This is a genomic window from Agrobacterium sp. T29, from assembly GCF_006970545.1.
Lineage (GTDB): Bacteria > Pseudomonadota > Alphaproteobacteria > Rhizobiales > Rhizobiaceae > Agrobacterium > Agrobacterium leguminum.
Genome location: NZ_CP040641.1, coordinates 703,846 through 727,885, shown reverse-complemented (window position 1 = coordinate 727,885; position 24,040 = coordinate 703,846). Strand labels below are relative to the sequence as shown.

The following is a 24,040-nucleotide window of genomic DNA, read 5'->3' as shown; positions in this document are numbered from 1 at the left end:
AGTCGCGCGGTTGCGGACGGCGAAGCCGTGGGCACCGGGTACTGGCGCCCCTCCAGCCATCTTGCCGACATATGATGGCCATGGGTCCGCGAGAGAGATTTTGGAAATTTTATTGCCGTATAAAAATTCTGCAATTTTTGTTGCGAATCCCGTTCCATCCCGTTATGTTGAAACTGCAGCCGGAAAATGCCGGCCGCATGGGAGAGACGGGCGCGGCATTGAAGCTGCGCGCAAACGGTGCTGCCGTTTCGGCTGATCGAAAGGACATGACCTCGCTCGAGGCGGATTGTGCTGCATCCGTCAAGGCGAAGTCATGCCCTGGAGATGGCCGGGAAGCGTCGGTTTGGATGGTCGCACACATTCGTCACGTGCGGGAAAAAGAGGAGGAGAAAATCTCGTGATCAAAAAAATCGCAATCACAACCGCATTCTGCGCCCTGATGGCAAGTGCCGCCCATGCCGAAAAAATTGGTGTGGCGATGTCGCTGTTCGACGATAATTATCTGACCGTATTGCGTCACAATATCCAGCGCCACGCCAAGGACCTCGGCGTTGAAGTTCAGATGGAAGATGCGCAGGGCGATATCGCCCGCCAGCAGTCGCAGATCGAAAACTTCGTGGCGGCCGGGGTTGATGGCATCATCACCATGCTGGTGGATGCGGATTCCGGCAAGGCCATGTCGAAGATCGCCGATCAGGCGGGCATTCCGCTGGTCTTCGTGAACATGCTTCCGGCCAATATGGAAAAATTCCCGGAAAAGCAGGCATGGGTCGGCTCCAATGAGGAACAGGCCGGCGAATTGCAGGCGACCGAGGTCTGCAAGCTTGCCAGCGGCAAGGGCGAGGCTGTCATTCTGATGGGCCAGCTCGGCACCACGGGCCAGCGCGGCCGTACTGCTGCCGCAGAACGCGTCCTCAAAAGCGATGCCTGCAAAGGCATCAAGGTGCTGGACGCACAGACCGCGAACTGGATGCGCACTCCGGCCATGGATTTGATGGCGAACTGGATCACATCCGGAATGAAGCCCAGCATCGTGCTCGGGAACAATGACGAGATGGCGCTCGGCGCAATTCAGGCGCTCAAATCCTCCGGCATCAGCATGAAAGACGTCGTCGTTGCCGGTGTCGATGCGACACAGGACGCGCTGGCGGCCATGGAAGCGGGTGATCTCGACGTTACGGTCTATCAGTCCGCCAAGGGCCAGGGCGAAGGGGCTCTCGAAGCCGTGCTGAAAATCGCGCGCGGCGAAAAATTCGAGCAGAAGGTGGATGTACCCTTCGAACTCGTCACCCCCGCCAATGTCGCTCAATACAAGTCCAGCAACTGATTTGCGGCCGGCGGCCGGGCGTTTCCCCGGTCGCCGGCATGGCAAATCACGGCCCGGCCGATGGCCGGATAAAGGACGGGTGAGATATGATTTCCACGACCACCTTAGAGGCGATCGAACGCTTCAAGCAGACTATTGGACCTTATCTTCTCGAAATCGAGGGGGTGCGGAAGGAGTTTCCGGGCGTCGTCGCACTGGATGACGTCCAGTTCCGGCTGCGTCCCGGTTCCGTGCATGCGCTGATGGGTGAAAACGGCGCCGGCAAGTCGACGCTCATGAAGATCATCGCCGGAATTTACAGCCCCGATGCTGGCACCGTTCGGCTGCGGGGGGAAGAAGTTCGCCTCAAAAGTCCGCGCGATGCGCTGGAGCGCGGCATCGCCATGATCCATCAGGAACTGGCCCTGATGGACTGGATGACGGTGGCGGAAAATATCTGGATTCGCCGCGAGCCGAAAAACCGTCTTGGCCTCATAGATCATGCGCAAATGCTTGCTGAGACAAAGGCGCTGTTCGAACAGCTGAAGATCAATATCGATCCGGCGGCGGAGGTCAGCACGCTGACGGTGGCGCAACGGCAGATGGTCGAAATCGCCAAGGCCGTCAGTTACCAGTCCAGCGTGCTCATCATGGACGAGCCGACATCGGCCCTGACGGAGTCCGAGGTCGCACACCTTTTCGATATCATCCGCGACCTGCGGTCGCGCAATATCGGCATCGTCTACATTACCCACAAGATGAACGAGCTGTTCGAGATCGCCGACGAGTTCTCGGTGTTCCGCGACGGGCGATATGTCGGAACCCATGCGAGCGCCGATGTCACGCGGGACGACATCATAAGAATGATGGTTGGCCGTGAGATTACCAACATGTTTCCCAAACAGGAGGCATCGATCGGCGACGTGGTTCTCGAGGTCCGTGATCTTGGCTTGCCAGGGGTTTTCCGGGATATTTCCTTCGATCTGCATCGCGGCGAAATCCTCGGTGTGGCGGGGCTGGTGGGCTCCGGCCGCTCCAATGTCGCGGAGGCGATTTTCGGTGTGGTGCCGGCAAGCGAAGGGGAAATCCGCATCAATGGCGGGCCGGTAACGATCCGTTCGCCCGCAGATGCGATGCGCGAGGGCATGGCGCTCCTGACGGAAGATCGCAAGGATACCGGTTGTTTTCTGCCGCTCTCGATCCTCGAAAACATGCAGATCGCCGCCCTCCGGAATGGCCACGCAACGATGGGTTATGTCGATGAGCGCGGACTGACGACGCTTTGCAACGACATGAAGAAGGCGCTGCGGATCAAGACGCCCGATCTCGACGAGCGTATCGAGAACCTGTCCGGCGGCAACCAGCAGAAGGTGCTCATCGCCCGCTGGCTTCTGACCAAGCCCGCAATCCTCATTCTCGACGAGCCGACACGTGGCATCGATGTGGGCGCGAAGGCGGAAATCCACCGCCTGATTTCCAGTCTGGCGAAGGAAGGCGTCGCCGTCATCATGATCTCTTCGGAACTGCCGGAGGTTCTCGGCATGTCGGACCGGATTGTCGTGATGCATGAGGGGCACATGACCGGGATTCTCGATCGCGCCGAAGCGGACCAAGTCAAAATCATGGAACTGGCGGCCCGCTAGGGCTGCGACGGCGACAATGCCGGGGAGGACAATTATGGAAAGCATACAGATCGAACCGGTCGAACGGAAAAGGCGCAGGCTGCCGCAGGAACTGAACATTCTGACGGTGCTGATCGGCGTCGCCCTTGTGTTCGAGCTGCTCGGATGGTTCGTGCAGGGGCAGAGTTTTCTAGCGAGCCCGCAGCGTCTGACGATCATGATCCTGCAGGTCTCCGTCGTCGGCATCATCGCTGTCGGCGTCACCCAGGTCATCATCACCGGCGGCATCGATCTCAGTTCGGGGTCGGTGGTGGCGATGACGGCGATGATCGCCATGAGTTTCGCCCAGAGCAGCGATTTCGCCAGGGCGATCTATCCCGCATTGACCGATATGCCCGTGGTGGTGCCGCTGGCCGTCGGTCTCGGTCTCGGCCTGATCGCCGGCATCATCAACGGCACGCTCATCGCGGTGACGGGAATACCGCCATTTATCGCCACGCTCGGCATGATGGTCACCGCGCGCGGCATCGCCAAATGGTACACGAAGGGCCAGCCGATTTCCTTCCCGACCGAAAGCTTTGCTTCGATCGGCTCCGGCGCATGGCCTGTCGTCATCTTCCTGCTTGTCGCCGTCACCTTCCATATTGCCCTGCGCTATACGCGTTACGGTAAGTTCACCTATGCGATCGGGGCGAACATGCAGGCGGCCCGGGTGTCCGGCATCAATGTCCCGCTGCATCTGGTCAAGGTCTATGCCATTGCCGGCCTGCTCGCGGGCCTTGCCGGCATCGTCACCGCCGCGCGCGCGGAAACGGCGCAGGCCGGCATGGGTATGATGTACGAACTGGACGCCATCGCTGCGGCGGTCATCGGCGGTACTTCGCTCTCGGGCGGCCGTGGCCGCATTTTCGGCACCGTCATCGGCACCGTGATCCTGGGGTTGATGATGTCGGGCTTCACATTCCTGCGCGTGGATGCTTACTATCAGGAGATCGTCAAGGGACTGATCATCGTCAGCGCGGTCGTTGCTGATGTCTACCGTCAAAAAGCCCGCCTTCGGAAGGGCTGATATCCATATGTACGGCATCTCGGCAGGGGTGCTGGCGGCAATGCCGGGGAGATGCACTTGAGCCTTTTCAACTCTCCTCTGGAACTGGGCGTCACCGTGCTCGCCGTCGTGCTGGTCGGGCTCTCCAAGGGCGGGCTCGGCGGCATGAGCCTGCTCGGCGTGCCGCTGATGGCGCTGGTGATGTCGCCGGTCACGGCCGCCGCCATCCTGCTGCCAATCCTCGTCGTCATGGACATGGTCGGGGTGGCGGCATGGCGCAACTGGGTCGACTGGCGGATCATGCGCCAGCTTCTGCCGGCGGCTGTCGTTGGCATCGGGCTCGGATGGATGACCGCCGAGATAACCTCGGATGCCGTGGTGCGATTGATCGTCGGCCTGGTTTCGGCCGTGTTCGTGCTGCGCGTGGTTCTTTCAAGAGGCGTTCTGGTGACGGTTGCGAAGGAGCGGCCGATGGCGGGGCGGTTCTGGAGTCTGCTTGCGGGTTACACCAGCTTCGTCGCCCATGCGGGTTCGCCGCCGCTGCAGGTCTATCTGCTGCCGCTTCGCATGGATCCCAAGGTCTTCACCGGCACCAATGTGATGTTCTTTGCCATCACCAATGTCCTGAAACTCGTGCCCTATGCGGCTCTCGGCGGTTTCGGCGCGCAGAATCTCGGTCGTGCCGCCCTGATGGTGCCGTTGGCGATCGCCTCCACATGGCTCGGCGCCTGGACGGTGCGCCACATGCGCGCCTCGATCTTTTATCCCCTGACCTATGTGTCCGTGGCGCTGGTGGCGGTGAAGCTGATCTGGGACGGCGTGACGGGACTTTAAGGGGTTTTGGTGCCTAGAGGCCCGTCACGGTCGGAATGCGCGGCGCGGTCTCGTTTTTCTGAACGCGTGCGGCCACGGCGACGGCCAGAGCCTGCGCAAGACACATGGGCGCGGCGAGAGACCGGGAAAAGCTGTAATCATGTTCGGGAACCGCGAAAAGGACCTTTGCCGATTTTGCCAGCGGCGACAGGGTGCTGTCGGAAATCGCAACGGTCGGCACGCCGATCTTTTCCGCTTCCTCGACGATATTCACCACCTCCGTCGCATAAAAGCGGAAGGATACGGCGATCAGCACGTCACCGGTCTTCATCGTCCGTGCCATATGGGTGGCAAGGCCGCCGCCCGGATCGAGAAGGATGCATTGCTTGCCGAGCATGGTGAGGATGTAGCGCAGCAGTTCCGCCACCGGTGCCGAGCGCAGCTGGCCGACGAGATAGACGGTGCCGGCGGCTTCTATGAGGTCCGCGGCGGTGCCGAGTTGTTCGGCACTGATGCGTTCGAGCAGATCCTGAAGGGAAGCGATGTCCCGCACCACCAGATCGTGAAGGAAACCATATTCAGAGCGGTCCTCGCGGCTTTGCAATTCATCGTCGAGCGCGCGCACGCGCGCCTCGAAACCCGGAGCCGCCGTCGCCAGCCGTTTCTGGAACAGCGCCTGCAGCTCCTTGAAACCCTTGTAGCCCAGCGACTGCGCAAACCGCACGAAGCTGGAGGCGTGGATGTTGTGCCGCTCGGCAATGGTATTGACCGAATGCACGGCGACTTCATTCGGGTTCTGCGTCAAATAGACGGAAATCCGCTGATAGGTCTTGCTCATCTGATCATGGCGATCATGAATGAGGCGGATCAGTTCTTCGTAATCTTTCGGAGGGTCGACGGGCTGCGGTTGTTGCTTCATGGTGTGATCTTGCAATATTTATTGCGGTTTTCCAAGGGGCATGGAGTCCCGCAGCCCGTCGCTCAATCCGGGATTTCAGGCGGCGACCTCCATCCATTGCCGTGCGGATGAGGAGCGCTGGATCGTCTCGACCAGGCGCTGGATGCGCAGGCCGGCGGCAAAACCGAAAGGCTCTGGCGCCTCTCCCGCGATCGCCCTCAGATAACCTTCGATCTCAATGGCTTTCAGGTCGTTGAAGCCGAGCTGATGACCGGGCGCCACGCAGAAGCGGCCATAGGGCGCGTGATCGGGCGAAGCCTCGATCCTGCGGAAGCCGCGACGGCCGACCGGATCGGCGGCGGAATAGAAATGCAGCTCGTTGAAGCGCTCCTGCGTGAAATAAAGCGCACCCTTGTCGCCATAGATTTCGAAATCATGCTGCATCTTGCGGCCGGTGGCGATCCAGTTGCCTTCAACCGAACCCTGCGCGCCATTGGCGAAGCGCAGGAAGGCGCGGCCCACATCGTCCACCTCAACCTTGCGTGTTCCGCCCCTGCCATCCGGCCGCTCGGCAATCAGCGTCACGCAATCCCCCATCACCTCGGTTATCGGGCCGAGCAGGAATTCGGCGGTGGCAAGCGCGTGAGAGCCGATATCGGCAAGCGCGCCGCCACCGGCCGGATCGTGACGGAAGGTGAAGGCGCCGGAGGCGTCAGCCATATAGTCTTCGGCATGCAGACCGCGATAACCGCGTATCTTGCCGAGTTCACCTGACGCCACCATTTCCCGCGCCAGCCGCAGCATGGGATTGCAGAGATAGTTGAAGCCCACCTGCGTTTTGGCGCCACGCGCAGCCGCGGCAGCGGCCATCTCGCCGGCATCCGCGGCAAGCGGTGCCAGCGGTTTTTCGCAATAGACGTGTTTGCCGGCGGCAATGGCGGCAAGCGCCATTTCCTTGTGCAGCGCGTTCGGCGCGGTGATATCGACGAGGTCGATATCCGGATCGGTGATGATGCTGCGCCAGTCCGCCGTGGAGTGGGCAAAGCCGAAATCCGCCGCCGCCCTTGTAGCTGCATCTTCGGTGATGTCGGCAACGGTGTGTAATTCGATCCGGTAGGGCAGATCGAACACTTTCTGGGCGGAGGCGAAACCGAAGACGTGGGCTTTGCCCATAAAGCCGGTGCCGATGAGGCCGACGCGGAGAACGGGTTTTTCAGACATGGGCAAATTCCGGATTGACGATGAGACCGGGATCGATCGTCCCTTTCAGATAATTGACGGCGTTCTGGATGGACGCGATGGCCATCCTCTCCCCGCATTCCGTCGTAAGCCCGGCAATATGCGGCGACAGGACGGTGTTGAACTGCGACAGTAGCGGGGAGGAGCTTTCCGGCGGCTCGTCATCGAAGACATCAAGCCCCGCCGCACCGACATGACCCGAGGCGAGCGCTTCGCCGAGCGCCTTTTCGCAGACCACCCCACCACGGGCGGTGTTTGACAGCACGACGCCACGTTTCATCAGTGCGATTTCCGCGGCCCCGATTGCCGGGCTTGCTCCCTTGGGAATATGCACGGAAATATAGTCGGCCCAGGGCAGGCCCTCTTCCAGCGATACGGGTCTTGTCGGCCCCTCGGGCCATCCCGCTTGCAGGAGATAGGGGTCGTAGGCGCGGATATGCATGCCGAAACCCGACGCCATTCTGGCAAGATGCCGCCCGATCCGGCCATAACCGAGGATGAGGAGGTTCTTGCCGGATATTTCCTGCTGCTCCAGCCTGTTACGCCAGCTCCATTCTCCCGGTTCACGAACCGCGCGGTCGGCGAGTATGGCCCGCTTTGCAGCCGCCAGCAGCAACATCATTGCATGTTCGGCGACGGAGACGGAATTGACGTCGCCGACGATGGTGAGCGCGATGTTACGGCGGTTGAGTTCGGCAAGATCGACGCTATCGTAACCCACCCCATGGCGGGACACCACTTTCAGCCGTCCGGCTTTTGCAATGGTGGCCGCCGAGAGCGGTTGCGTGCGGATGACGATCGCATCCGCTTCTTCGATGAAGGGCGCGTAGGAGGCTTCGGAAACATCCTCGATATAGCGGACGGAGAAGCCGAGGGAGGGCAGATCGCGCAGCATCGCCTCGCCGGAAGGATGAAGTTTTCCGGCCACGAGAAGGTTCGGCATTCAATACCCCCCTTTGCCATCGGTTTTTTTGGCGGTCTTATCCACCAGCCGGCGCCAGGTAGTGGTCGATTCCGCTGCCGCCGCCGCCAGAAGACGCGAATCGCCGGATACGGTCGTCATGTCGAAACCCCATTCCACCGCGCGTGCCGCGTAATCCGCCGTGCCGCAATGGAGGGCCGCCTTGATGCCGTTGCGGTGGCAGGCATCGAGGATGCGCCTGATGGCGTCGATGACTTCAGGCTCTTCCCGGTCGAAGGCGGGCGTCAATTGCCCTTTCGAAAGCGAGAAGCTGAGATCGGCGGGGCCGACATAAATCCCGTCGAGGCCGGGGGTGGAGGCGATCTCCTCGAGATTGTCCATCGCCTCTGCCGTCTCAATCATCGCAAAGGCGAGGATCTCGTCATTGGCCTCCGCGGCATAATTGCCGCCGGCGGCGTAAACGGCGCGGGTGGGGCCGAAGCTGCGTTCCCCGAGCGGGGGGTAGCGCATGTAACGAACGAATTGCTCGGCCTGCGCCCGGTTGTTGATCATCGGGCAGATGATGCCATAGGCGCCCGCATCCAGAACCTTCGATATCCAGGACGGGTCGAGCCAGGGCACCCGCGCCATCAGCACCTTGTCGGAGGCGCGCATCGCCTGGAACATGCCGAGCACATCCTTGTAATCGACTGCGCCGTGCTGGATGTCGATGGAGATGGCGTCGTAATCCTGCGCCGCCATGATTTCGGCGCTGAACGGGCTGGCAATCGACAGCCAGCCATGCAGCACCGGACGTCCCTCGGCCCAGATTTCTTTCAGTTTGTTTTTCCGCATGATTTTCTCCTGCAAGAATATTCGTCTTCAAAAGACGATCTGGGCGAGTTTGGTTTCGAGATAATCGCTTATCCCCTCTATACCGCCCTCACGCCCCATGCCGGAATGGTTCGTACCGCCGAACGGCGCTTCGGATGCGGCGAGAGCGAAGCTGTTGATGCCGACCATGCCGGATTTAAGCGCCGCTACCGTTCGCCGTGCCCTGTCCGGGGAACGGGTGAATGCATAGGCGGAAAGGCCCATGTCGGAGGCGTTAGCCCGCTCCAGAACCTCTTCCTCGGTGCTGAAGCGGGTGATTGCGGCAATCGGACCGAAATTTTCTTCGGCAAAAACCTTCATCGTGTCCGTCACGCCGGTCAGCACGGTGGGCTCGAAAAAGAAGCCGTGGTTCAGGTGCGGCGGGCGTTTGCCGCCATGGGCGATTTTTGCGCCGGCGTGTACGGCATCGGCGACCACCGCCTCGATGTCCTCAAGACGGCCGGCATTGATGAGCGGACCCATGCCGGTATCGGGATCAAGCCCGTCACCGAGCCTTATCTTTGCCGTGCGGGCCACGAAACCGTCGACGAATGCGTCGTGCAGGCTATCGTGAACGAAGATGCGATCCGGCGTGACGCAGACCTGGCCGCAATTGGCGAATTTGGTGGGCACCGCAAGATCGAGCGCGTTGTCGAGATCCGCATCGTCATAAATGATGAGGGGCGCATTGCCGCCTAGTTCCATCGACACCTTCTTCACGGTCTGCGCGGCGTCACGGATCATTTGCTGGCCGACCCGGGTGGAGCCTGTCAGCGACACCTTGCGCACGCGTTTGTCCGCCATGATCGGGCCATAGGTATCGGCTGTCGAACCCACAACCAGATTGACGGAGCCATCGGGAAGGCCGGCTGCCTTCAGGCAGTCGACCATGACCATCGCGACGCCCGGTGTCTGGGATGAGGGGCGCAGCACGACGGGGCAGCCGGCGGCGAGCGCCGGGGCGAGCTTGCGCGCTGGAAGCGCGGCCGGGAAATTCCACGCGGTGAAAGCGCCGACGATGCCGACGGCTTCGCGGGTCACCTCAAACCGTCCGCCGGGCACCCGGCTGTCGATGATGCGGCCATAGATGCGGCGCGCTTCTTCGGCAAACCAGCGGAACTGGTCGCAGGAAAGCGTCCATTCGCGGCCCGCCTGGGCAATCGGTTTGCCGGTCTCCAGCGCGATCATTCTCGCGCCTTCCTCGGCACGGCGCAACATTTCATCGGCGGCCCGATGCAGCGCCTCGGCGCGTGCGAAGCCGCCCATGGCGCGCAGTTTTGGAAGGGCGGTTGCCGCCGCTTCGATCGCCGCGCGGGTCTCATCGGCGGTGGCAAGCGTCACCTCGCCCAGCGCCGCGCCGGTGACAGGAGAGATGACTTCGCCCGTCACAGTGCCGGCAAGCCAGCGGCCGTTGATGAAAAGTCCATAATTCGCGTACATGGCTTACCCGATCTCGCTTGTGTTGACGGTGCGCCCTTCGGCGGCGGAACGAATCGCCGCTTCCGCAAGAAGCAGGGCCAGCCGGCCGTCTTCGAAGCCGACCTCCGGCGTCTTGCCCTGTTCCACGGCATCGACGAAGGCGCTGATTTCCGCTGCGAAGGCATCGGCATAACGGTCGATGAAGAAATTCATCAGCGGTGCTGCCCGGTCGGTGCCGTCTTCGGTGTGGAGGCGCAGGTGATTGAGCGTCCGGTTTTCGGAAATCGCCATGCCGGCACTTCCGAAGGCTTCCACCCGCTGATCGTAGCCATAAACCGCGCGCCGCGAGTTGCCGATCGTGCATTGTTTGCCCGAAGCGGTTTTCAGCACCACGGTCACGGTGTCGTAGTCGCCGCATTTTTCCATCAGCGCCGGGTCGACCAGCCGCGAGCCGGTGGCCAAGACTTCCGTAATCTCTTCACCCAGAATGAAGCGGGCCATGTCGAAATCATGGATCGTCATGTCGCGGAAAATGCCGCCAGACATTTCGATATAGGCGGCGGGCGCCATGCCGGGATCGCGCGAGGTGATGACGACCTGATGCAGATCGCCTATCGTTCCGTTTTCGACGGCCTCACGCACGGCGCGGTGTCCGCTGTCGAATCGCCGGACGAAGCCGAGCATGATCGGCACGCCGCTGCCGGCAATTTTTGTTGCACAGGCGTTGACGCGGTCGAGGGAGAGATCGATGGGCTTTTCGCAAAGCACCGGTTTTCCGGCGGCAACCGCCTTTTCCAGCAGATCCGCATGGGTGGGCGTCGAGGTGGCGATCAGCACGGCGTCGACCTCGGGCGAGGCAAAAACCGCCTCGGCTGACTTAAATCTCCTCACATCAAGCTTTTCGGCAATTTCTTTTGCCGACGGCTCGTAGACATCAAAGACACCGGCCAGTGTCGCCCGTGGATGGGCGACGATGTTTTCCGCATGCATGCGGCCGATACGGCCCACGCCAAGCACTGCAATTCTCAGCATTGAAATTTTCCTCCCGAGGTATTTGGCAATAATCATTGCAAAGTATTGAATTTGTCAATATGCATTCCAAAAACATATCGACAACCATCCGCAGGAGGAGGCGAGATGACCGCTAAGACCTTACGTCTGACCATGGCCCAGGCGCTAGTACGTTACCTGTGCAACCAGTTTACCGAAATCGATGGAGAGCGCGTTCCCCTGTTTGCGGGCGTCTTCGCGATCTTCGGGCATGGCAATGTCACATGCCTTTCCGAAGCTCTGGAGACGGTGCAAGATCAATTGCCGACATGGCGCGGGCAGAACGAACAATCCATGGCGCTCGCCGCAATCGGTTTTGCCAAGGCAAAACGGCGCAGGCAGATCATGGTCGCCGCGACATCGATAGGGCCGGGGGCGCTGAACATGGTGACCGCTGCCGGCGTCGCCATGGCCAACCGGCTGCCCGTTCTGCTTCTCGCGGGCGATACCTTTGCGAGCCGCCTGCCGGACCCGGTTCTGCAGCAGGTCGAGCATTTCGGCGATCCGACGCTGACCGTCAATGATGCATTCAAATCCGTGGTGCGTTACTGGGACAGGATCGTGTTGCCGGAACAATTGCTGCAATCGCTGCCGCAGGCGGTTGCGACCATGCTTGATCCGGCCGATTGCGGCCCGGCCTTCATCGGTCTTGCGCAGGATACGCAGGAAATCGCTTTCGATTATCCGGCGGTCTTCTTTGAACCGAAGGTCTGGAAAATCCCTCGGCCGCGTCCGGACCGTGATGCCGTGGCCGCCGCTGCCCGGCTGCTGGCGCAGGCGAAACGCCCGCTCATCATCTCCGGCGGCGGCGTGCGTTATTCGCTGGCGGAAGAACGCCTTGCCGATTTTGCCGCGAAGCGCGGCATTCCCGTGGTCGAAACCATCGCCGGCAAGGGCGCGCTTACCCACCACCATCCGGTCCATGCCGGGCCTATCGGCATTGTCGGATCGACCTCGGCGAATGCGCTGGCCAAGGATGCAGATGTCGTGCTGGCAATCGGTACCCGGCTTCAGGATTTTACAACAGGTTCCTGGACGGCTTTCTCTCGCGACGCGCAGTTCATTTCCGTCAATGCCGCCCGCTTCGATGCGGTCAAACACCGGGCGCTTTCCGTGGTTGGCGATGCGCTTGAGACCATTGAGGAGCTGGACCAGGCGCTCGGTGCGTATAAGGTCGATGTCGCGCATATGCAGCGGGCCAAAACACTGTTCGCCGAATGGGACAATCTGCTGGACGAACACCAGCGGGTCACCAATGCGCCGGTTCCTTCCTATGCGCAGGTGGTTGGCGTGCTGAATCGGGTGGCGCGGCCCGAAGATACGCTGATTGCGGCAGCGGGTGGAACGCCGGGCGAGGTGACCAAGGGATGGCGGGTCAAGAACCCGAATACGTTCGACTGCGAATTCGGCTTTTCCTGCATGGGCTATGAAATCGCTGCCGGCTGGGGTTGCTCCATGGCGCAGGAAGGGCCGGGCGGTGCCGGCGGCGTTCCCATCGTCATGCTGGGGGATGGCACCTATATGATGATGAACTCGGATATTTATTCGGCCGCGCTTACCGGGCACCGGATGATCGTGGTGGTCTGCGATAATGGCGGATATGCCGTCATCAACCGTCTGCAGCAGGCCAAGGGCGTTCCCGGCTTCAACAACCTGCTGACCGATTGCCGTGTGGCGGACCGGGAAAATCCGCTGCATGTCGATTTCGTCAAGCATGCGGAAGCGATGGGTGCCCATGCACGCAAGGCGGAGAGCCTTGCCGATCTTGAAGAGGCGATGATCTGGGCGCAGGGCAATGATGGCGTGACCGTCATCTCCATCGTTTCCGATGCGTGGAAATGGGTTCCGGGCGATGCCGACTGGGATGTCGGTGTTCCCTCCGTCTCCAGCTTCGAGACCGTGCGTGCCGCCCGCGCCGCGCAGGAAAACATCCGCAAGGCGCAGCGAGTGGGAGTCTGAGATGAAAGCAAGACTTGGTATCGCGCCGATTGCCTGGTGGAATGACGATCTCGCCGAGCTTTCCGATGATGTGAGCCTTCAGGAATGCCTGAGGCAGGCAAGCGAAGCCGGCTTTACCGGAATGGAGACCGGGCGCCGGTTTCCGATGGATATGGCGGAGCTTGGGCCGATCCTCGAGCGCTACGGCATATCGGTGTGCGGTGGCTGGTTTTCCGGCCTGCTGCTGGATGGCGACATCGAGGCGGAGAAAGACCGTATCGCGCAGCAGATGGAATTCTTCATCGCCGCCGGTGCGCCCTGCATCGTTTATGGTGAAACGGCACGCTCCATTCAGGGCGTGCGTTCCGCCCCGCTTGCCACCAAGCCAAGGCTCGACGAAGCCGGCATGGCGGCCTATGGCCGCAAGATGTCCGACTTTGCCGACTGGTGCGCGGGGCAGGGCATGCCGATTTCCTACCATCATCATATGGCGGCCGTCGTGGAGACCGAAGCGGAACTCGATCTCTTCATGAAGCACTCCTCGGTTCCGCTGCTGTTCGATGCCGGGCACATGGCCTTTGCGGGCGGCGATGTCATGCGCGTCATCGAAAACCACCATGCGCGCATTACCCATGTCCACACCAAGGACATCCGGCGTGAGGTTGTCGATAGGTTGGATAGAAACCGGGAGAGCTTCCTCGATGCCGTCATCAAGGGCGCCTTTACCGTGCCGGGCGACGGCAGCCTGGATTTCGAGGCGATCGTCAGGGCGCTGGCGTCGAAAGGTTACCAGGGCTGGTTTGTGGTCGAGGCAGAACAGGATCCGGTCAGGAATCCGCCGCTGGACATGGCCCGCAAGGGGCACAGGGAATTGCTGCGCGTGATGGACGCCGCTGGTTATGAGGTCGTGAAATGAACCGTATTGAAGGAAAGATCGCCGTTATTACCGGCGGAACCCAGGGGTTGGGTGCAGCCGTTGCGCAGGTGTTTGCACAGGCGGGCGCGGCGGGCATCGTCATCGTCGGGCGCGGCGTGGAAAAAGGCCAGGCTGTTGCGAATGCCATCACGCAGAAATCAGGCGTGCCGGTCGAGATGGTGGCGGCCGATCTTGGCAATATCGATGATGTCCGCGGCATCATTCCGGCGACGGACAAACGCTTCGGCCGGGTCGATATTCTCGTTAACGCGGCGGGGTTGACGGATCGCGGCAACATGCTGAACACAACGCCCGAGCTTTTCGACCGCATGTTCGCGGTAAATACGCGTGCGCCATTCTTTCTCATTCAGGATGCGGCGAAGGTGATGATCCGCGAGGGTATCGAGGGTCGTGTCGTTAATGTCGGATCGATGTCGGGGCTTACCGGCCAGCCGTTCCTCGCGCCCTATGCGGCCTCGAAAGGTGCGCTTGCTACGGTCACCCGCCATGCCGGCTTTTCGCTGATGCGTCATCGTATCCATGTGAACCAGCTCGATATCGGCTGGATGAATTCCGATCACGAGCGCAAGCTCGTCCTTTCCGAGACCGGCGATCCCGATTTCATCGACCGTGCGGCGGCGGCAAAGCCGTTCGGGCGGATTCTCGATCCGCTCGAAGTAGCCCGCGCCATCCTGTGGATGGCATCCGACGACAGCGGCATGATGACCGGCGCCGTGATCCCCTTCGACCAATCGGTCTATGGCGGTTATGACGACGCGCCGGTGCCGGCGAAAAAACTGGAGGAATAAGGCGATGCGGACCATCAAGGGGCCGGGTGTCTTTCTGGCGCAGTTCGCGGCCGATGAGGCGCCCTATAATTCGCTTGCCTCGTTGGCGGCCTGGGCCGCGGCCAAGGGCTTCAAGGGTGTGCAGATTCCCACCTGGGATACGCGTCTGATCGACATGAAACAGGCGGCGGAAAGCGATGCCTATTGCGACGATCTGAAGGGTATGCTCGGCGAGCATGGGCTGGAGATCACCGAGCTTGCCTCCCACATCACCGGGCAGCTTGTGGCGGTGCATCCCGCCCATGACGCGATCATGGACAGTTTTGCGCCCGAGCATGTCCGGGGCAATCCTGCAAAGCGTCGGGCATGGGCCGAAGAGCAGCTGCGCTTTGCCGCCCGCGCCTCGAAACGTCTCGGCATCGACCGCCATGTGACCTTTCCCGGCGCGCTTTTATGGCCCTATCTTTATCCCTATCCGCAATGGCCGGAAGGGCTGGTGGAGGAAGGCTTTGATGAGCTTGCCCGCCGCTGGACGCCGATCCTCGATGATTTCGACGCCCATGGCGTGGATGTCTGCTATGAAATCCACCCCAGCGAAGACCTGCATGACGGCCACAGCTGGGAGATGTTTCTCGACAGGGTCAAGGAGCATCCCCGGGCGAACCTGATGTACGATCCCTCGCATCTGGTTCTGCAGGGAATGGACTACCTCGCTTTCATCGACCATTACCACGACCGGATCAAAACCTTCCACGTCAAGGATGCCGAGTTCCGCCCCGATGGGAAATCCGGCGCCTATGGCGGCTATCAGCCCTGGTCCAGACGGGCCGGCCGCTTCCGTAGCCCCGGCGACGGGCAGATCGATTTCGGTGCGATCTTCACGAAGCTCACAACCTATGGCTTCGATGGCTGGGCGGTGCTGGAGTGGGAATGCTTCGTCAAAAATCCGGAGGACGGCGCGTCTGAAGGCGCGCGTTTTATCGCCGATCACATCATCCGCGTCTCGGACCGCGCCTTTGACGATTTCGTCAAATCCGGTGCGAACCGCAACGCCAACCGCGCCATGCTGGGGCTGGAGGAACAATGACTATCGAAAGACCGCTTCGTCTGGGCATGATCGGCGGTGGCCAGGGCGCCTATATCGGCAATATCCATCGTCTTGCCGCACGCCTTGACGGCAAATGGGTGCTGGTTGCCGGGGCCTTCGATGTCGACCCCGAGCGGGGCCGCACCTTCGCGATCAATGAAGGGCTCGACCCTGCCCGCAGCTATGGCAATTATCAGGAGTTGATTGCCGGCGAGGCTGCCCGCGAGGACCGCGTCGACGCGGTTGCGATCTGCACGCCGAATTTCACCCACTATCCCATCGCGAAGGCGCTGATCGAGGCCGGTTTCGACGTGATCTGCGAAAAACCGCTGACCGCGACGCTGGAAGACGCCATTGCGCTGGAAAAACTGTCGCGGGAAAGCGGCCGTTTCGTTGGGGTGACCTACACCTATTCCGGCTATCCGATGGTGCATGAAGCCCGTGCGCGCGTGGCAGCCGGTGAGATCGGCGAGGTTCGCACCGTGCAGGTGGAATATCCGCTGGAATGGATGGCGACCGCCATCGAGCAGCAGGGCAATGCCCAGGCGGCGTGGCGCACCGACCCGAAGAAGAACGGCCGCGGCGGTTCCATCGGCGATATCGGCACCCATGCCTATCATCTGGCCGGTTTCGTGACCGGGCTGAAATTGCAGTCCCTCACCGCCGATCTCGCTACCTTCGTGGCGGGGCGGGCGCTGGATGACAACGCCCACGTGATGATTCGTTATGAAGGCGGCGCGCGGGGCCTCCTGTGGTCGTCGCAGGTGGCGCTCGGCAATTCCAACGGCGTGCGCCTGCGGGTTTTCGGCTCGACCGGATCGCTGCAATGGTTTCAGGAACAGCCGAACGAACTCGTCTATACGCCGCTGAACGGGCGCGTGCAGACCATCAAACGCGGTGCGGACGATCTTTCCGAAGACGCAAGGGTCCGTACCCGCACCCCGCCCGGCCACCCGGAAGGATATCTGGAAGCCTTCGCCAACCTCTATGCCGGTTTTGCGGAAGCCATCCGCGCCCGCAAGGCTGGGCGCGAACCGGCAGCCATCGGCCGCAATATCCCGCTCGCTTATGACGGTCTGAAGGGTGTGGCCTTCGTGGAGGCGGTGGTGGACAGCGCCGAGAGCACCGATCCGCGCTGGATTACCCCGGTGGCGGTATAGGCTTGCAGCCAAGGACGGACTATGCCGGAAATCGACCTTCCGGAGAGGCCATGCCGGTCCGGAAGGTCGTGTGAATTTCTGCCAGGCCCTCCACCGAACCGAGAATGGCGAAGGGAGGGGCGGTGTTGCTTTCATAAAGGGATGAGGGCAGGGTGCGGCACGGCGCTGGAGGGGTTCGCGTGTCGATCATCATAAGGACCAGACGATTACATCTGCGGAAAGTCGAGAGTGCCGATCTGGCCGCATTGAGCCGGATTTATGCTGACCCGGACTGCATGCAGTTCTATCCGGGTACCAGGTCACCTTCGGAAACCCTCGCCTGGTTTCAGGAACTGGCTTTCGATAGTTATAGCCGACATGGCTTCGGTCTTTGGGCTGTCGTCGATCCGGTCTCGGAAGAGGTCATCGGCGATTGTGGAATTACGCTGCAAAAGACCCCTGCGGGCCTTGAGCCGGAGATAGGGTATCATCTCTGGCGCGGTTTCTGGGGCAAGGGTCTGGCAACCGAAGCGGCCATCGCCTGCCGCGACTATGCCTTTCACAACCTCGGTTTGCCCAGAGTGGTCAGCATCACCACGCCCGAAAACATCCCTTCGCAAAGGGTTGCGGAACGGGTGCACGACAGAAAAGAAATTTATCAGAAACGGCTTGGGGAAAGCGAAATTATCGTAGATCGTTATCTGTATATCAGCGAGAAACGGTGATCGGTCCCGGTTTCAGGCAGACGATGATTTGATTCATCCTGCGCCAAAGCTGGTCATGAGGCCATGTAAGCGGAGGTTTACATTTGAAACTACTGCTGGTCGAAGACGATGCGGAGCTGGCTCAGTGGCTGATAAAGGCGCTGAAGCAGCGCTACGAGTTCATGATCGATTGGGCGGATGACGGAACGGCCGCCGACCAGCGGCTTCGGCAGGAGGAGTTCGACGCCGTCATTCTGGACCTGGGGCTGCCGAAGATGGGCGGACGCGCCGTTCTCTCCGCAATGAGAGTTCGCGGCGACAATACGCCGGCTCTCATCCTGACCGCTCGTGACACCCTCAGCGAACGGATAGGCACGCTTCATGAAGGCGCGGATGATTTTCTGGCCAAGCCGTTCGCGATCGAGGAACTGGAGGCACGGCTGGTAGCGCTGGTGCGCCGAACCCATGGGCGCAATGTGGGCACCTTTTCTTGCGGCGACCTTACCTATTATTCGGCCGAGCAGCGCTTCACCCTGTGTGGCGATCCGCTCGACCTGACGCCTCGTGAGCACTCGCTCCTTCGTATCCTCGTGCAGCATGCGGGCGAACCCATGTCGAAGCAGAAGATTGTCGACCGGATGTTCTCCTATGACGCCGATATCCAGCTGGAGGCAATCGAGGTCATCGCGCATCGACTGCGGAAGAAGCTTTCGAACTCGGTTCAGATAAGAACATTGCGCGGACTGGGATACGTGCTCGAAGCGGGCGCGGCATGAGCAGCGCTGGAAGGTCCGGCAAGCCCGGATGTCCGCTCGCCCTCACGCTCGGTCTCTGGATTGTGCCGGCAATCATCCTGGCAATGGCGTCCACGCTCTGGTTCAGTGCGACGACCGTTCAGGAAATGGCCGATAGCGCCTATGATCGATCGCTTGCCGGGGCAGTCAGGGCGATCGATGCAAACATTTCCACGGAAAGTGGGGGTATCGGGGTCGAGCTTCCTTACAATCTCTTCGAGTTCTTCCAGCTCACGGCGCAGGGGAAGGTCTATTTCAACGTGTCCACGAGCGACGGCCTCGTTCAGATCGGCGATGTCCTCCTGCCAGAGACGCCGAACCTCTTGCCGGGCGAGCTTCGCTTCCATGACGGCGACTATTTCGGCGAGGCGATCCGCGTCGGAGCACTCAGCCGGCCGCTCGATCCCGTTAAGCCGGACGGGACGCAGATCACCATTCAGGTTGCCGAGACGAAACTGTCGCGCACCATGTTCCAGAACGAGTTGATCATCCGCGCCATCCTTCGTGACGTTCTCGTCGTGGTGGTTCTGGGAATGCTTATCGGCATCGGCGTCTTTATGGCGCTGAAACCGCTCAACAGGCTGCGGGAGGCGATCGATGCCCGCGAACCCGACGATCTAAGGCCGCTCGAGATCGCCGATCTACCAAAGGAGGTTCGCCCGGCCGTGGAGGCGATGAATCGGCTGATGGAGAGGAATGTCGAGCAGGCGGAACAGCAACGACGGTTCCTGGACGATGCTTCGCACCAGCTCAGGACCCCGATGACGATCCTGCGAACCCAGATCGACTACGCGCTGCATCAGGCAAACCCGGACGAAATCCGCATGACGTTGAAGTCGTCGAAGGACGTCCTGGATCGTTCGATCCGAACGACGAACCAGCTTCTCGCGCTCGCCAAGGCCCGGACCTCCCAAGGTACGGAAACATATCCGCAGGTTTCCCTGAACGTTGCCGAGACGGTAGCCGAGAGCGTCAGGATGCTGTGGCCCCGAATCCGCAGCCGGCGCATGGACTGCGCGATAGACGCCCACGACGATGGACTGGTCATCCGCGCCAATGAGGGGCTTCTTCAGGAAGCGATGATGAACGTTCTCGACAATGCGGTCAAATATTCGCCCGAGGGCAGCCTGGTGACGGTGAAGCTCCTGCGCGACGATGGATGGGTTGTTGTGGACATCATGGATGAAGGTCCGGGCATGGAGGAAGACGAACTGGCCCATGCGGGAACACGCTTCCGCAGCGGACATCGGGCGGCAAGCGGCAGCGGGCTGGGGCTGGCCATTGCGCTGACCGTCGCCCGCGCCAGCGGTGGTTCGCTGCAGGTCCGGAATAGAAAGGACCGGACTGGCCTTGTGGTTTCCATTCGCCTGCCACTGGCGACTGAAAGCCAGTTGAAAGCTTGAGAGCGATATACGGGGTGCTTCGCAGATAGGAGGTCTGCGTCACTTTCTGGAGGAACATCAATGACGTTCGCATTTCGCGCCGCTCTCGGCGCCGCCCTTTCCTTTACAGCATTTTCGATTTCTTCGACGATTGCTCATGCCGAACCCAAGAATCCCGAATGCATCGCTCCTGCCCAGCCCGGTGGCGGTTTTGACATTACCTGCAAGCTTGCGCAGGCGACGCTTCAGCAATCGGGTGCGGTGAAGTCCCCCATACGCGTTTCCTATATGCCTGGCGGTATCGGCGCGGTTGCCTATAACGCCATCGTTGGACAGCGCCGTGCGGAGCCGAATGTCATTGTGGCCTTTTCCGCCGGATCGCTTCTGAATCTCGCCCAGGGCAAATTTGGCGCATATTCCGAAAAGGACGTCCGCTGGGTTGCAAGCGTCGGTACCGATTACGGTGCGGTCGTCGTCCAGGAAAGCAGCGAGTACAAGTCCCTGACAGACCTGATGGCAGCGATCAAGAAGGATCCGAAGTCCGTCATCATTGGAGCCGGCGGCACGATCGGCAGTCAGGACTGGATGAAAGCCGCGATGGCCGCCCGCGCGGCCGGCATCGATTACAAAGCCATGCGTTTTGTTGCTTTCGAAGGCGGCGGAGACTGTGCGACCGCCCTTCAGGGTGGACACGTCCATATCTGCATGAACGACGTCGGCGACAGCCAGGCGGCAATCGATGGCGGCGCGCCGCTCAAATTGCTCGCAATCTTCTCGGAGCAGCGTCTTCCCGGCAAGCTTTCGCCGGTGCCGACTGCCATCGAGCAGGGATTCGACATCAAGTGGCCGATCGTGCGCGGCTTCTATGTCGGCCCCGAGGTCACCGAGGCGGACTACCGGTGGTGGGCCGATGCCTTTGCCAAGGCCATGCAGTCTCCCGATTACGCCGCCGAGCTTCAGAAGCGGAACCTGTTTCCTCTTCCGATGACGGGCGAAGAAACGAAGACTTTCGTTGAGAAGCAGGTGGCTGCCTACAAGAAGCTTGCCGCCGACTTCGGTCTCGCGACGACCAAATAAGGGCCTGAACAATGATGACCGACCGTCTTCTGGGAGCGACCGCAATCGCGGTCGCAGCGATCATGCTCATGTTCGGATACGGGTTGCAGGCACCCTTTGCCTATGAACCGGTTGGACCCCGCGCATTTCCGATCATCGCGGCAGCGACGATCGGGCTCTGCGGTGTCATCCTGCTTCTGAAGCCGGGTAAATCCCCCGTCGAGCCGGCGGGACCCATCGCTGCCATCGTCGCCCTGTCTGGCTGTCTCGCCGGATATGCCCTTCTTTTCCAATCGCTTGGTTTCGTGATCGCGACCACGATCTTCATGATCCCGATTGCGATGATCTTCGGAGCCAAATGGTGGCAGGGCGCGCTGACCGGCGTTGTGCTGGCCGTTTCGTCGTATTTGCTCTTCGACCGGCTTCTGGAGGTTGTTCTTCCTGCTGGTCCATTCGGAGGCATCGTCTGATGGATACTTTCAACTATCTCATGCATGGATTTGGGGTTGCTCTTTCGCCTGCCAACCTCCTTCTTGCCGCCCTTGGCGCCGTCGTCGGGACGATGGTTGGCGTTCTTCCCGGCTTGGGTCCAATCAACGCTGTCGCCATGCTTGTACCGGTGGTATTTGCCCTTGGATTGCCTCCGGAGGGGTCGTTGATCCTGATGGCGGCGATCTATATCGGCTCCGAATATGGAGGCCGGATCAGCGCCATCCTGTTGAACGTGCCCGGCGAAGCTTCGGCGGTGATGACCGCTCTGGAGGGATATCCGCTTGCGCGCCAGGGGAAAGCCGGGATCGCGCTCTCCCTCTCGGCCTGGACCTCCTTTGTCGGCTCGGCTATCGCCACTTTGGGCATCGTGGTTGCCGCTCCAATTCTTGCGACATGGGCACTGGCATTCGGACCGGTCGAATATGTCGCCCTCATGGTATTCGCTTTCGCGTGCCTGACGGGCCTTCTTACCGATCAGCCTGTGAAGGCGATGCTTGCGATAGGGCTGGGCCTCGCGATCTCCACGATCGGCATCGATGCCAACTCCGGGGTCTATCGCTACACCTTCGGCTCGCCAAATCTGGTCGATGGTGTCCAGTTCGCCACTGTCGTCATTGGTCTGTTCGCGATCAGTGAGTTGCTGATCATGCTCGACACCATGCACGGGGGCATGACCGTTCGTATCGAGCAATTGGGTCGCTCGCTTTTCAATCGGGCCGAGATGCGTTTCACCAATATGGCTGCGCTTCGCGGATCGCTGATCGGGTTCTTCGTGGGCATTCTGCCGGGTGCCGGAGGGACGGTCGCTTCCGCACTTGCCTATACGACAGAAAAGCGGGTGGTTGAAAAGAACGATCCCGAGGGAAGCCGTTTCGGTCAGGGTGACATGCGCGGCCTTGCATCCGTTGAGGCAGCCAACAACAGCGCTTCCAATTCCAATTTCATTCCCATGCTCACGCTTGGCATCCCCAGTTCCGGTACGACGGCGATCATGCTTGGCGTTCTGACGCTTTATAACCTGACACCGGGCCCGGCGCTTTTCCGTTCGCAACCTGATCTGGTCTGGGGCCTTATCGCTTCGCTCTTCATCGGCAACTTCATCCTTCTGGCGATCAACATTCCGCTCGTTGGTGTTTTCGCCAGGATGCTTTCGGTTCCGGCCTGGGTACTCGTGCCGTTCATCGTCGTCGTCAGCGCGATTGGTGTCTATTCGGGCAAGTCCACGACTTTTGACCTTGTGCTGATGGTGGCCCTCGGGGTTGGTGGGTATGTTCTGCGCCGTCTCGGTGTGCCGATGGCGCCGCTCATCCTCGGTCTCGTGCTCGGCAAGATACTGGAGCAAAGCCTGCGGCGGGCCCTGTCTCTTTCTGCCGGAGACGTCGCCATCCTCTGGTCGAGCCCGATTTCCGTCACCCTGTGGGGGATGGCCGCCGCTGTTCTTCTCGTTCCGCTGCTTTTGCCGAGGCTCGCGAAGTGGCGGCAGAAAACATCTCTCCAGATGGATTGATCAGAATGAATTATCTCATGCCCACGGATCAGGATCGAACATCGGCAGGCGAAAGGTTACGTCTCCTTCTGCGCGCGCCTGACATTGTCAGAATGCCAGGTGCGCACAATGGCCTTGCAGCTCTCCAAGCAAAAACAGCGGGCTTCAAGGCGCTGTATCTGTCTGGAGCGGCGATGAGCGCCTCTATGGGGCTTCCCGATCTTGGCATCCTTACGCTGGAGGACGTGCTGTTCTTCACCCGCCAGATCGTCAGGGCTTCGGGTCTTCCGCTGCTGGTCGACGGAGATACCGGCTTTGGTGAGGTCCTGAATGTCATGAATACGGTGCATCGTCTCGAGGAGGTCGGCGCGGCGGCCATCCAGATCGAAGATCAGGTGTTGCCGAAGAAATGCGGTCATCTGAACGACAAGAAGCTCGCCACCTCTGCGGACATGGCCGCAAAGATTGCGGCGGCGGCCCGGGCCCGGCGATCTCTCGTGATCGTCGCACGGACGGACGCGGTGGCCGATGAAGGAATGGAACGGGCGATCGACCGCGCTCGTCTATATGTGAAGGCAGGAGCGGACGCCATCTTCCCTGAAGCTCTGACGAGCGAGGCCATGTTCGCCGAGTTCGCGGCCGCTATGGACAGCGTTCCTCTTCTGGCCAATATGACGGAATTCGGTCGCTCTCCCCCCATGACGGCCGATGCGCTGCAGGCGCTCGGCTACCGAATGGTTATCTGGCCGGTTTCGTCGCTCCGGGTCGCCAACAGGGCGCAGCAGGAACTTTATGCCGAGCTTGCCCGTGAGGGAGCCGTAACAGATGCCATCCACAGGATGCAGACCCGCGCCGAACTCTACGATCTGATCGACCTTGCGGGTTATGAAGCGCTCGACGCCAGCATCGTTGCGAGCAGCCTTCCGCAGGCACAGTAGGCTTAAAAGCCTCACCTGGACGCCAGATAAGCAGCGTCGAAACAAGCGGGCAAGGAAATGAGCCGTGACTGACCTCTAGCGCGGACCCAGTCGGCTGCGATCAATCGCTTCACAAAGAAGCACGTCACACCTATTTACTTTTATAATTATA

The 24,040-nt window shown here is 60.8% G+C and carries 23 protein-coding genes; 17 read left to right on the top strand and 6 right to left on the bottom strand.

All coding sequences use genetic code 11. From position 1 onward, the window contains the following. The first annotated feature begins 71 nt into the window (after nt 1-71). The 5 genes from FGF54_RS27310 to FGF54_RS18295 all read left to right on the top strand — a co-directional run bounded on the left by FGF54_RS27310 (nt 72) and on the right by FGF54_RS18295 (nt 4,810). A complete protein-coding gene (locus tag FGF54_RS27310) occupies nt 72-401 on the top strand; it encodes a hypothetical protein (RefSeq protein WP_168208182.1) in 330 nt (109 codons plus the stop codon). Further along, the gene (locus tag FGF54_RS18310; protein ID WP_210247449.1) at nt 401-1,327 is read left to right on the top strand and encodes a substrate-binding domain-containing protein; all 927 of its coding nucleotides are present in this window, start codon (nt 401-403) and stop codon (nt 1,325-1,327) included. The genes FGF54_RS27310 and FGF54_RS18310 overlap by 1 nt, the downstream gene beginning before the upstream one ends. Before the next feature lie 86 nt (nt 1,328-1,413). Further along, complete coding sequence (locus tag FGF54_RS18305; protein WP_142780677.1) at nt 1,414-2,949, top strand: sugar ABC transporter ATP-binding protein; 1,536 nt, start codon at nt 1,414-1,416, stop codon at nt 2,947-2,949. 34 nt (nt 2,950-2,983) lie between these two features. Next, nucleotides 2,984-3,997, top strand: a complete 1,014-nt coding sequence (locus tag FGF54_RS18300) for an ABC transporter permease (protein WP_080854333.1) — start codon at nt 2,984-2,986, stop codon at nt 3,995-3,997. A 57-nt stretch (nt 3,998-4,054) separates the two neighbouring features. Further along, the gene (locus FGF54_RS18295; protein WP_246666995.1) at nt 4,055-4,810 is read left to right on the top strand and encodes a sulfite exporter TauE/SafE family protein; all 756 of its coding nucleotides are present in this window, start codon (nt 4,055-4,057) and stop codon (nt 4,808-4,810) included. Nucleotides 4,811-4,823: 13 nt separating this feature from the next. Here FGF54_RS18295 and FGF54_RS18290 read toward each other — a convergent pair whose 3' ends face one another. The 6 genes from FGF54_RS18290 to iolG all read right to left on the bottom strand — a co-directional run bounded on the left by FGF54_RS18290 (nt 4,824) and on the right by iolG (nt 11,151). Further along, entirely contained in the window at nt 4,824-5,708 is an 885-nt protein-coding gene (locus FGF54_RS18290) for a MurR/RpiR family transcriptional regulator (protein ID WP_080854335.1), read from the bottom strand. Nucleotides 5,709-5,783: 75 nt separating this feature from the next. Then, on the bottom strand, nt 5,784-6,908 hold the full coding sequence (locus FGF54_RS18285) for a Gfo/Idh/MocA family protein (protein ID WP_142780675.1): 1,125 nt from the start codon (nt 6,906-6,908) through the stop codon (nt 5,784-5,786). Further along, nucleotides 6,901-7,869, bottom strand: coding sequence for a hydroxyacid dehydrogenase (locus tag FGF54_RS18280; protein ID WP_142780674.1), 969 nt, complete (start codon nt 7,867-7,869; stop codon nt 6,901-6,903). Before FGF54_RS18280 ends, FGF54_RS18285 begins: the two co-directional genes overlap by 8 nt. Then, entirely contained in the window at nt 7,870-8,682 is an 813-nt protein-coding gene (locus FGF54_RS18275; protein WP_142780673.1) for an HpcH/HpaI aldolase/citrate lyase family protein, read from the bottom strand. A gap of 27 nt (nt 8,683-8,709) precedes the next feature. Further along, nucleotides 8,710-10,140 carry an NAD-dependent succinate-semialdehyde dehydrogenase gene (locus tag FGF54_RS18270; protein WP_142780672.1) on the bottom strand — a complete coding sequence of 477 codons (1,431 nt, stop codon included), beginning with the start codon at nt 10,138-10,140 and terminating at the stop codon, nt 8,710-8,712. A 3-nt stretch (nt 10,141-10,143) separates the two neighbouring features. After that, nucleotides 10,144-11,151: an inositol 2-dehydrogenase gene (gene iolG / locus FGF54_RS18265; protein WP_142780671.1), complete on the bottom strand. Its 1,008-nt coding sequence runs from the start codon at nt 11,149-11,151 to the stop codon at nt 10,144-10,146. 105 nt (nt 11,152-11,256) lie between these two features. Between iolG and iolD the strand changes: the two genes are divergently transcribed. The 12 genes from iolD to prpB all read left to right on the top strand — a co-directional run bounded on the left by iolD (nt 11,257) and on the right by prpB (nt 23,889). Beyond that, on the top strand, nt 11,257-13,128 hold the full coding sequence (gene iolD, locus FGF54_RS18260) for a 3D-(3,5/4)-trihydroxycyclohexane-1,2-dione acylhydrolase (decyclizing) (RefSeq protein WP_142780670.1): 1,872 nt from the start codon (nt 11,257-11,259) through the stop codon (nt 13,126-13,128). A 1-nt stretch (nt 13,129) separates the two neighbouring features. Next, nucleotides 13,130-14,023: a myo-inosose-2 dehydratase gene (gene iolE, locus FGF54_RS18255; RefSeq protein ID WP_142780669.1), complete on the top strand. Its 894-nt coding sequence runs from the start codon at nt 13,130-13,132 to the stop codon at nt 14,021-14,023. Beyond that, the gene (locus FGF54_RS18250; protein WP_142780668.1) at nt 14,020-14,832 is read left to right on the top strand and encodes an SDR family oxidoreductase; all 813 of its coding nucleotides are present in this window, start codon (nt 14,020-14,022) and stop codon (nt 14,830-14,832) included. The genes iolE and FGF54_RS18250 overlap by 4 nt, the downstream gene beginning before the upstream one ends. 4 nt (nt 14,833-14,836) lie before the next feature. Next, nucleotides 14,837-15,898 carry a sugar phosphate isomerase/epimerase gene (locus FGF54_RS18245; RefSeq protein ID WP_142780667.1) on the top strand — a complete coding sequence of 354 codons (1,062 nt, stop codon included), beginning with the start codon at nt 14,837-14,839 and terminating at the stop codon, nt 15,896-15,898. Then, nucleotides 15,895-17,058: a Gfo/Idh/MocA family protein gene (locus tag FGF54_RS18240; RefSeq protein ID WP_246666994.1), complete on the top strand. Its 1,164-nt coding sequence runs from the start codon at nt 15,895-15,897 to the stop codon at nt 17,056-17,058. The genes FGF54_RS18245 and FGF54_RS18240 overlap by 4 nt, the downstream gene beginning before the upstream one ends. Nucleotides 17,059-17,237: 179 nt before the next feature. Next, nucleotides 17,238-17,762: a GNAT family N-acetyltransferase gene (locus FGF54_RS18235; protein WP_142780666.1), complete on the top strand. Its 525-nt coding sequence runs from the start codon at nt 17,238-17,240 to the stop codon at nt 17,760-17,762. A gap of 83 nt (nt 17,763-17,845) precedes the next feature. After that, entirely contained in the window at nt 17,846-18,517 is a 672-nt protein-coding gene (locus FGF54_RS18230) for a response regulator (protein WP_142780665.1), read from the top strand. Further along, the gene (locus FGF54_RS18225) at nt 18,514-19,938 is read left to right on the top strand and encodes a sensor histidine kinase (protein WP_142780664.1); all 1,425 of its coding nucleotides are present in this window, start codon (nt 18,514-18,516) and stop codon (nt 19,936-19,938) included. Before FGF54_RS18230 ends, FGF54_RS18225 begins: the two co-directional genes overlap by 4 nt. Before the next feature lie 60 nt (nt 19,939-19,998). Continuing rightward, on the top strand, nt 19,999-20,994 hold the full coding sequence (locus tag FGF54_RS18220; RefSeq protein ID WP_080819425.1) for a tripartite tricarboxylate transporter substrate binding protein: 996 nt from the start codon (nt 19,999-20,001) through the stop codon (nt 20,992-20,994). Nucleotides 20,995-21,005: 11 nt separating this feature from the next. Further along, a complete protein-coding gene (locus tag FGF54_RS18215) occupies nt 21,006-21,443 on the top strand; it encodes a tripartite tricarboxylate transporter TctB family protein (protein WP_142780663.1) in 438 nt (145 codons plus the stop codon). Beyond that, nucleotides 21,443-22,972, top strand: coding sequence for a tripartite tricarboxylate transporter permease (locus tag FGF54_RS18210; RefSeq protein ID WP_080854349.1), 1,530 nt, complete (start codon nt 21,443-21,445; stop codon nt 22,970-22,972). The genes FGF54_RS18215 and FGF54_RS18210 overlap by 1 nt, the downstream gene beginning before the upstream one ends. Nucleotides 22,973-22,977: 5 nt before the next feature. Further along, on the top strand, nt 22,978-23,889 hold the full coding sequence (gene prpB, locus FGF54_RS18205) for a methylisocitrate lyase (RefSeq protein ID WP_142780662.1): 912 nt from the start codon (nt 22,978-22,980) through the stop codon (nt 23,887-23,889). Nucleotides 23,890-24,040 lie beyond the last annotated feature (151 nt).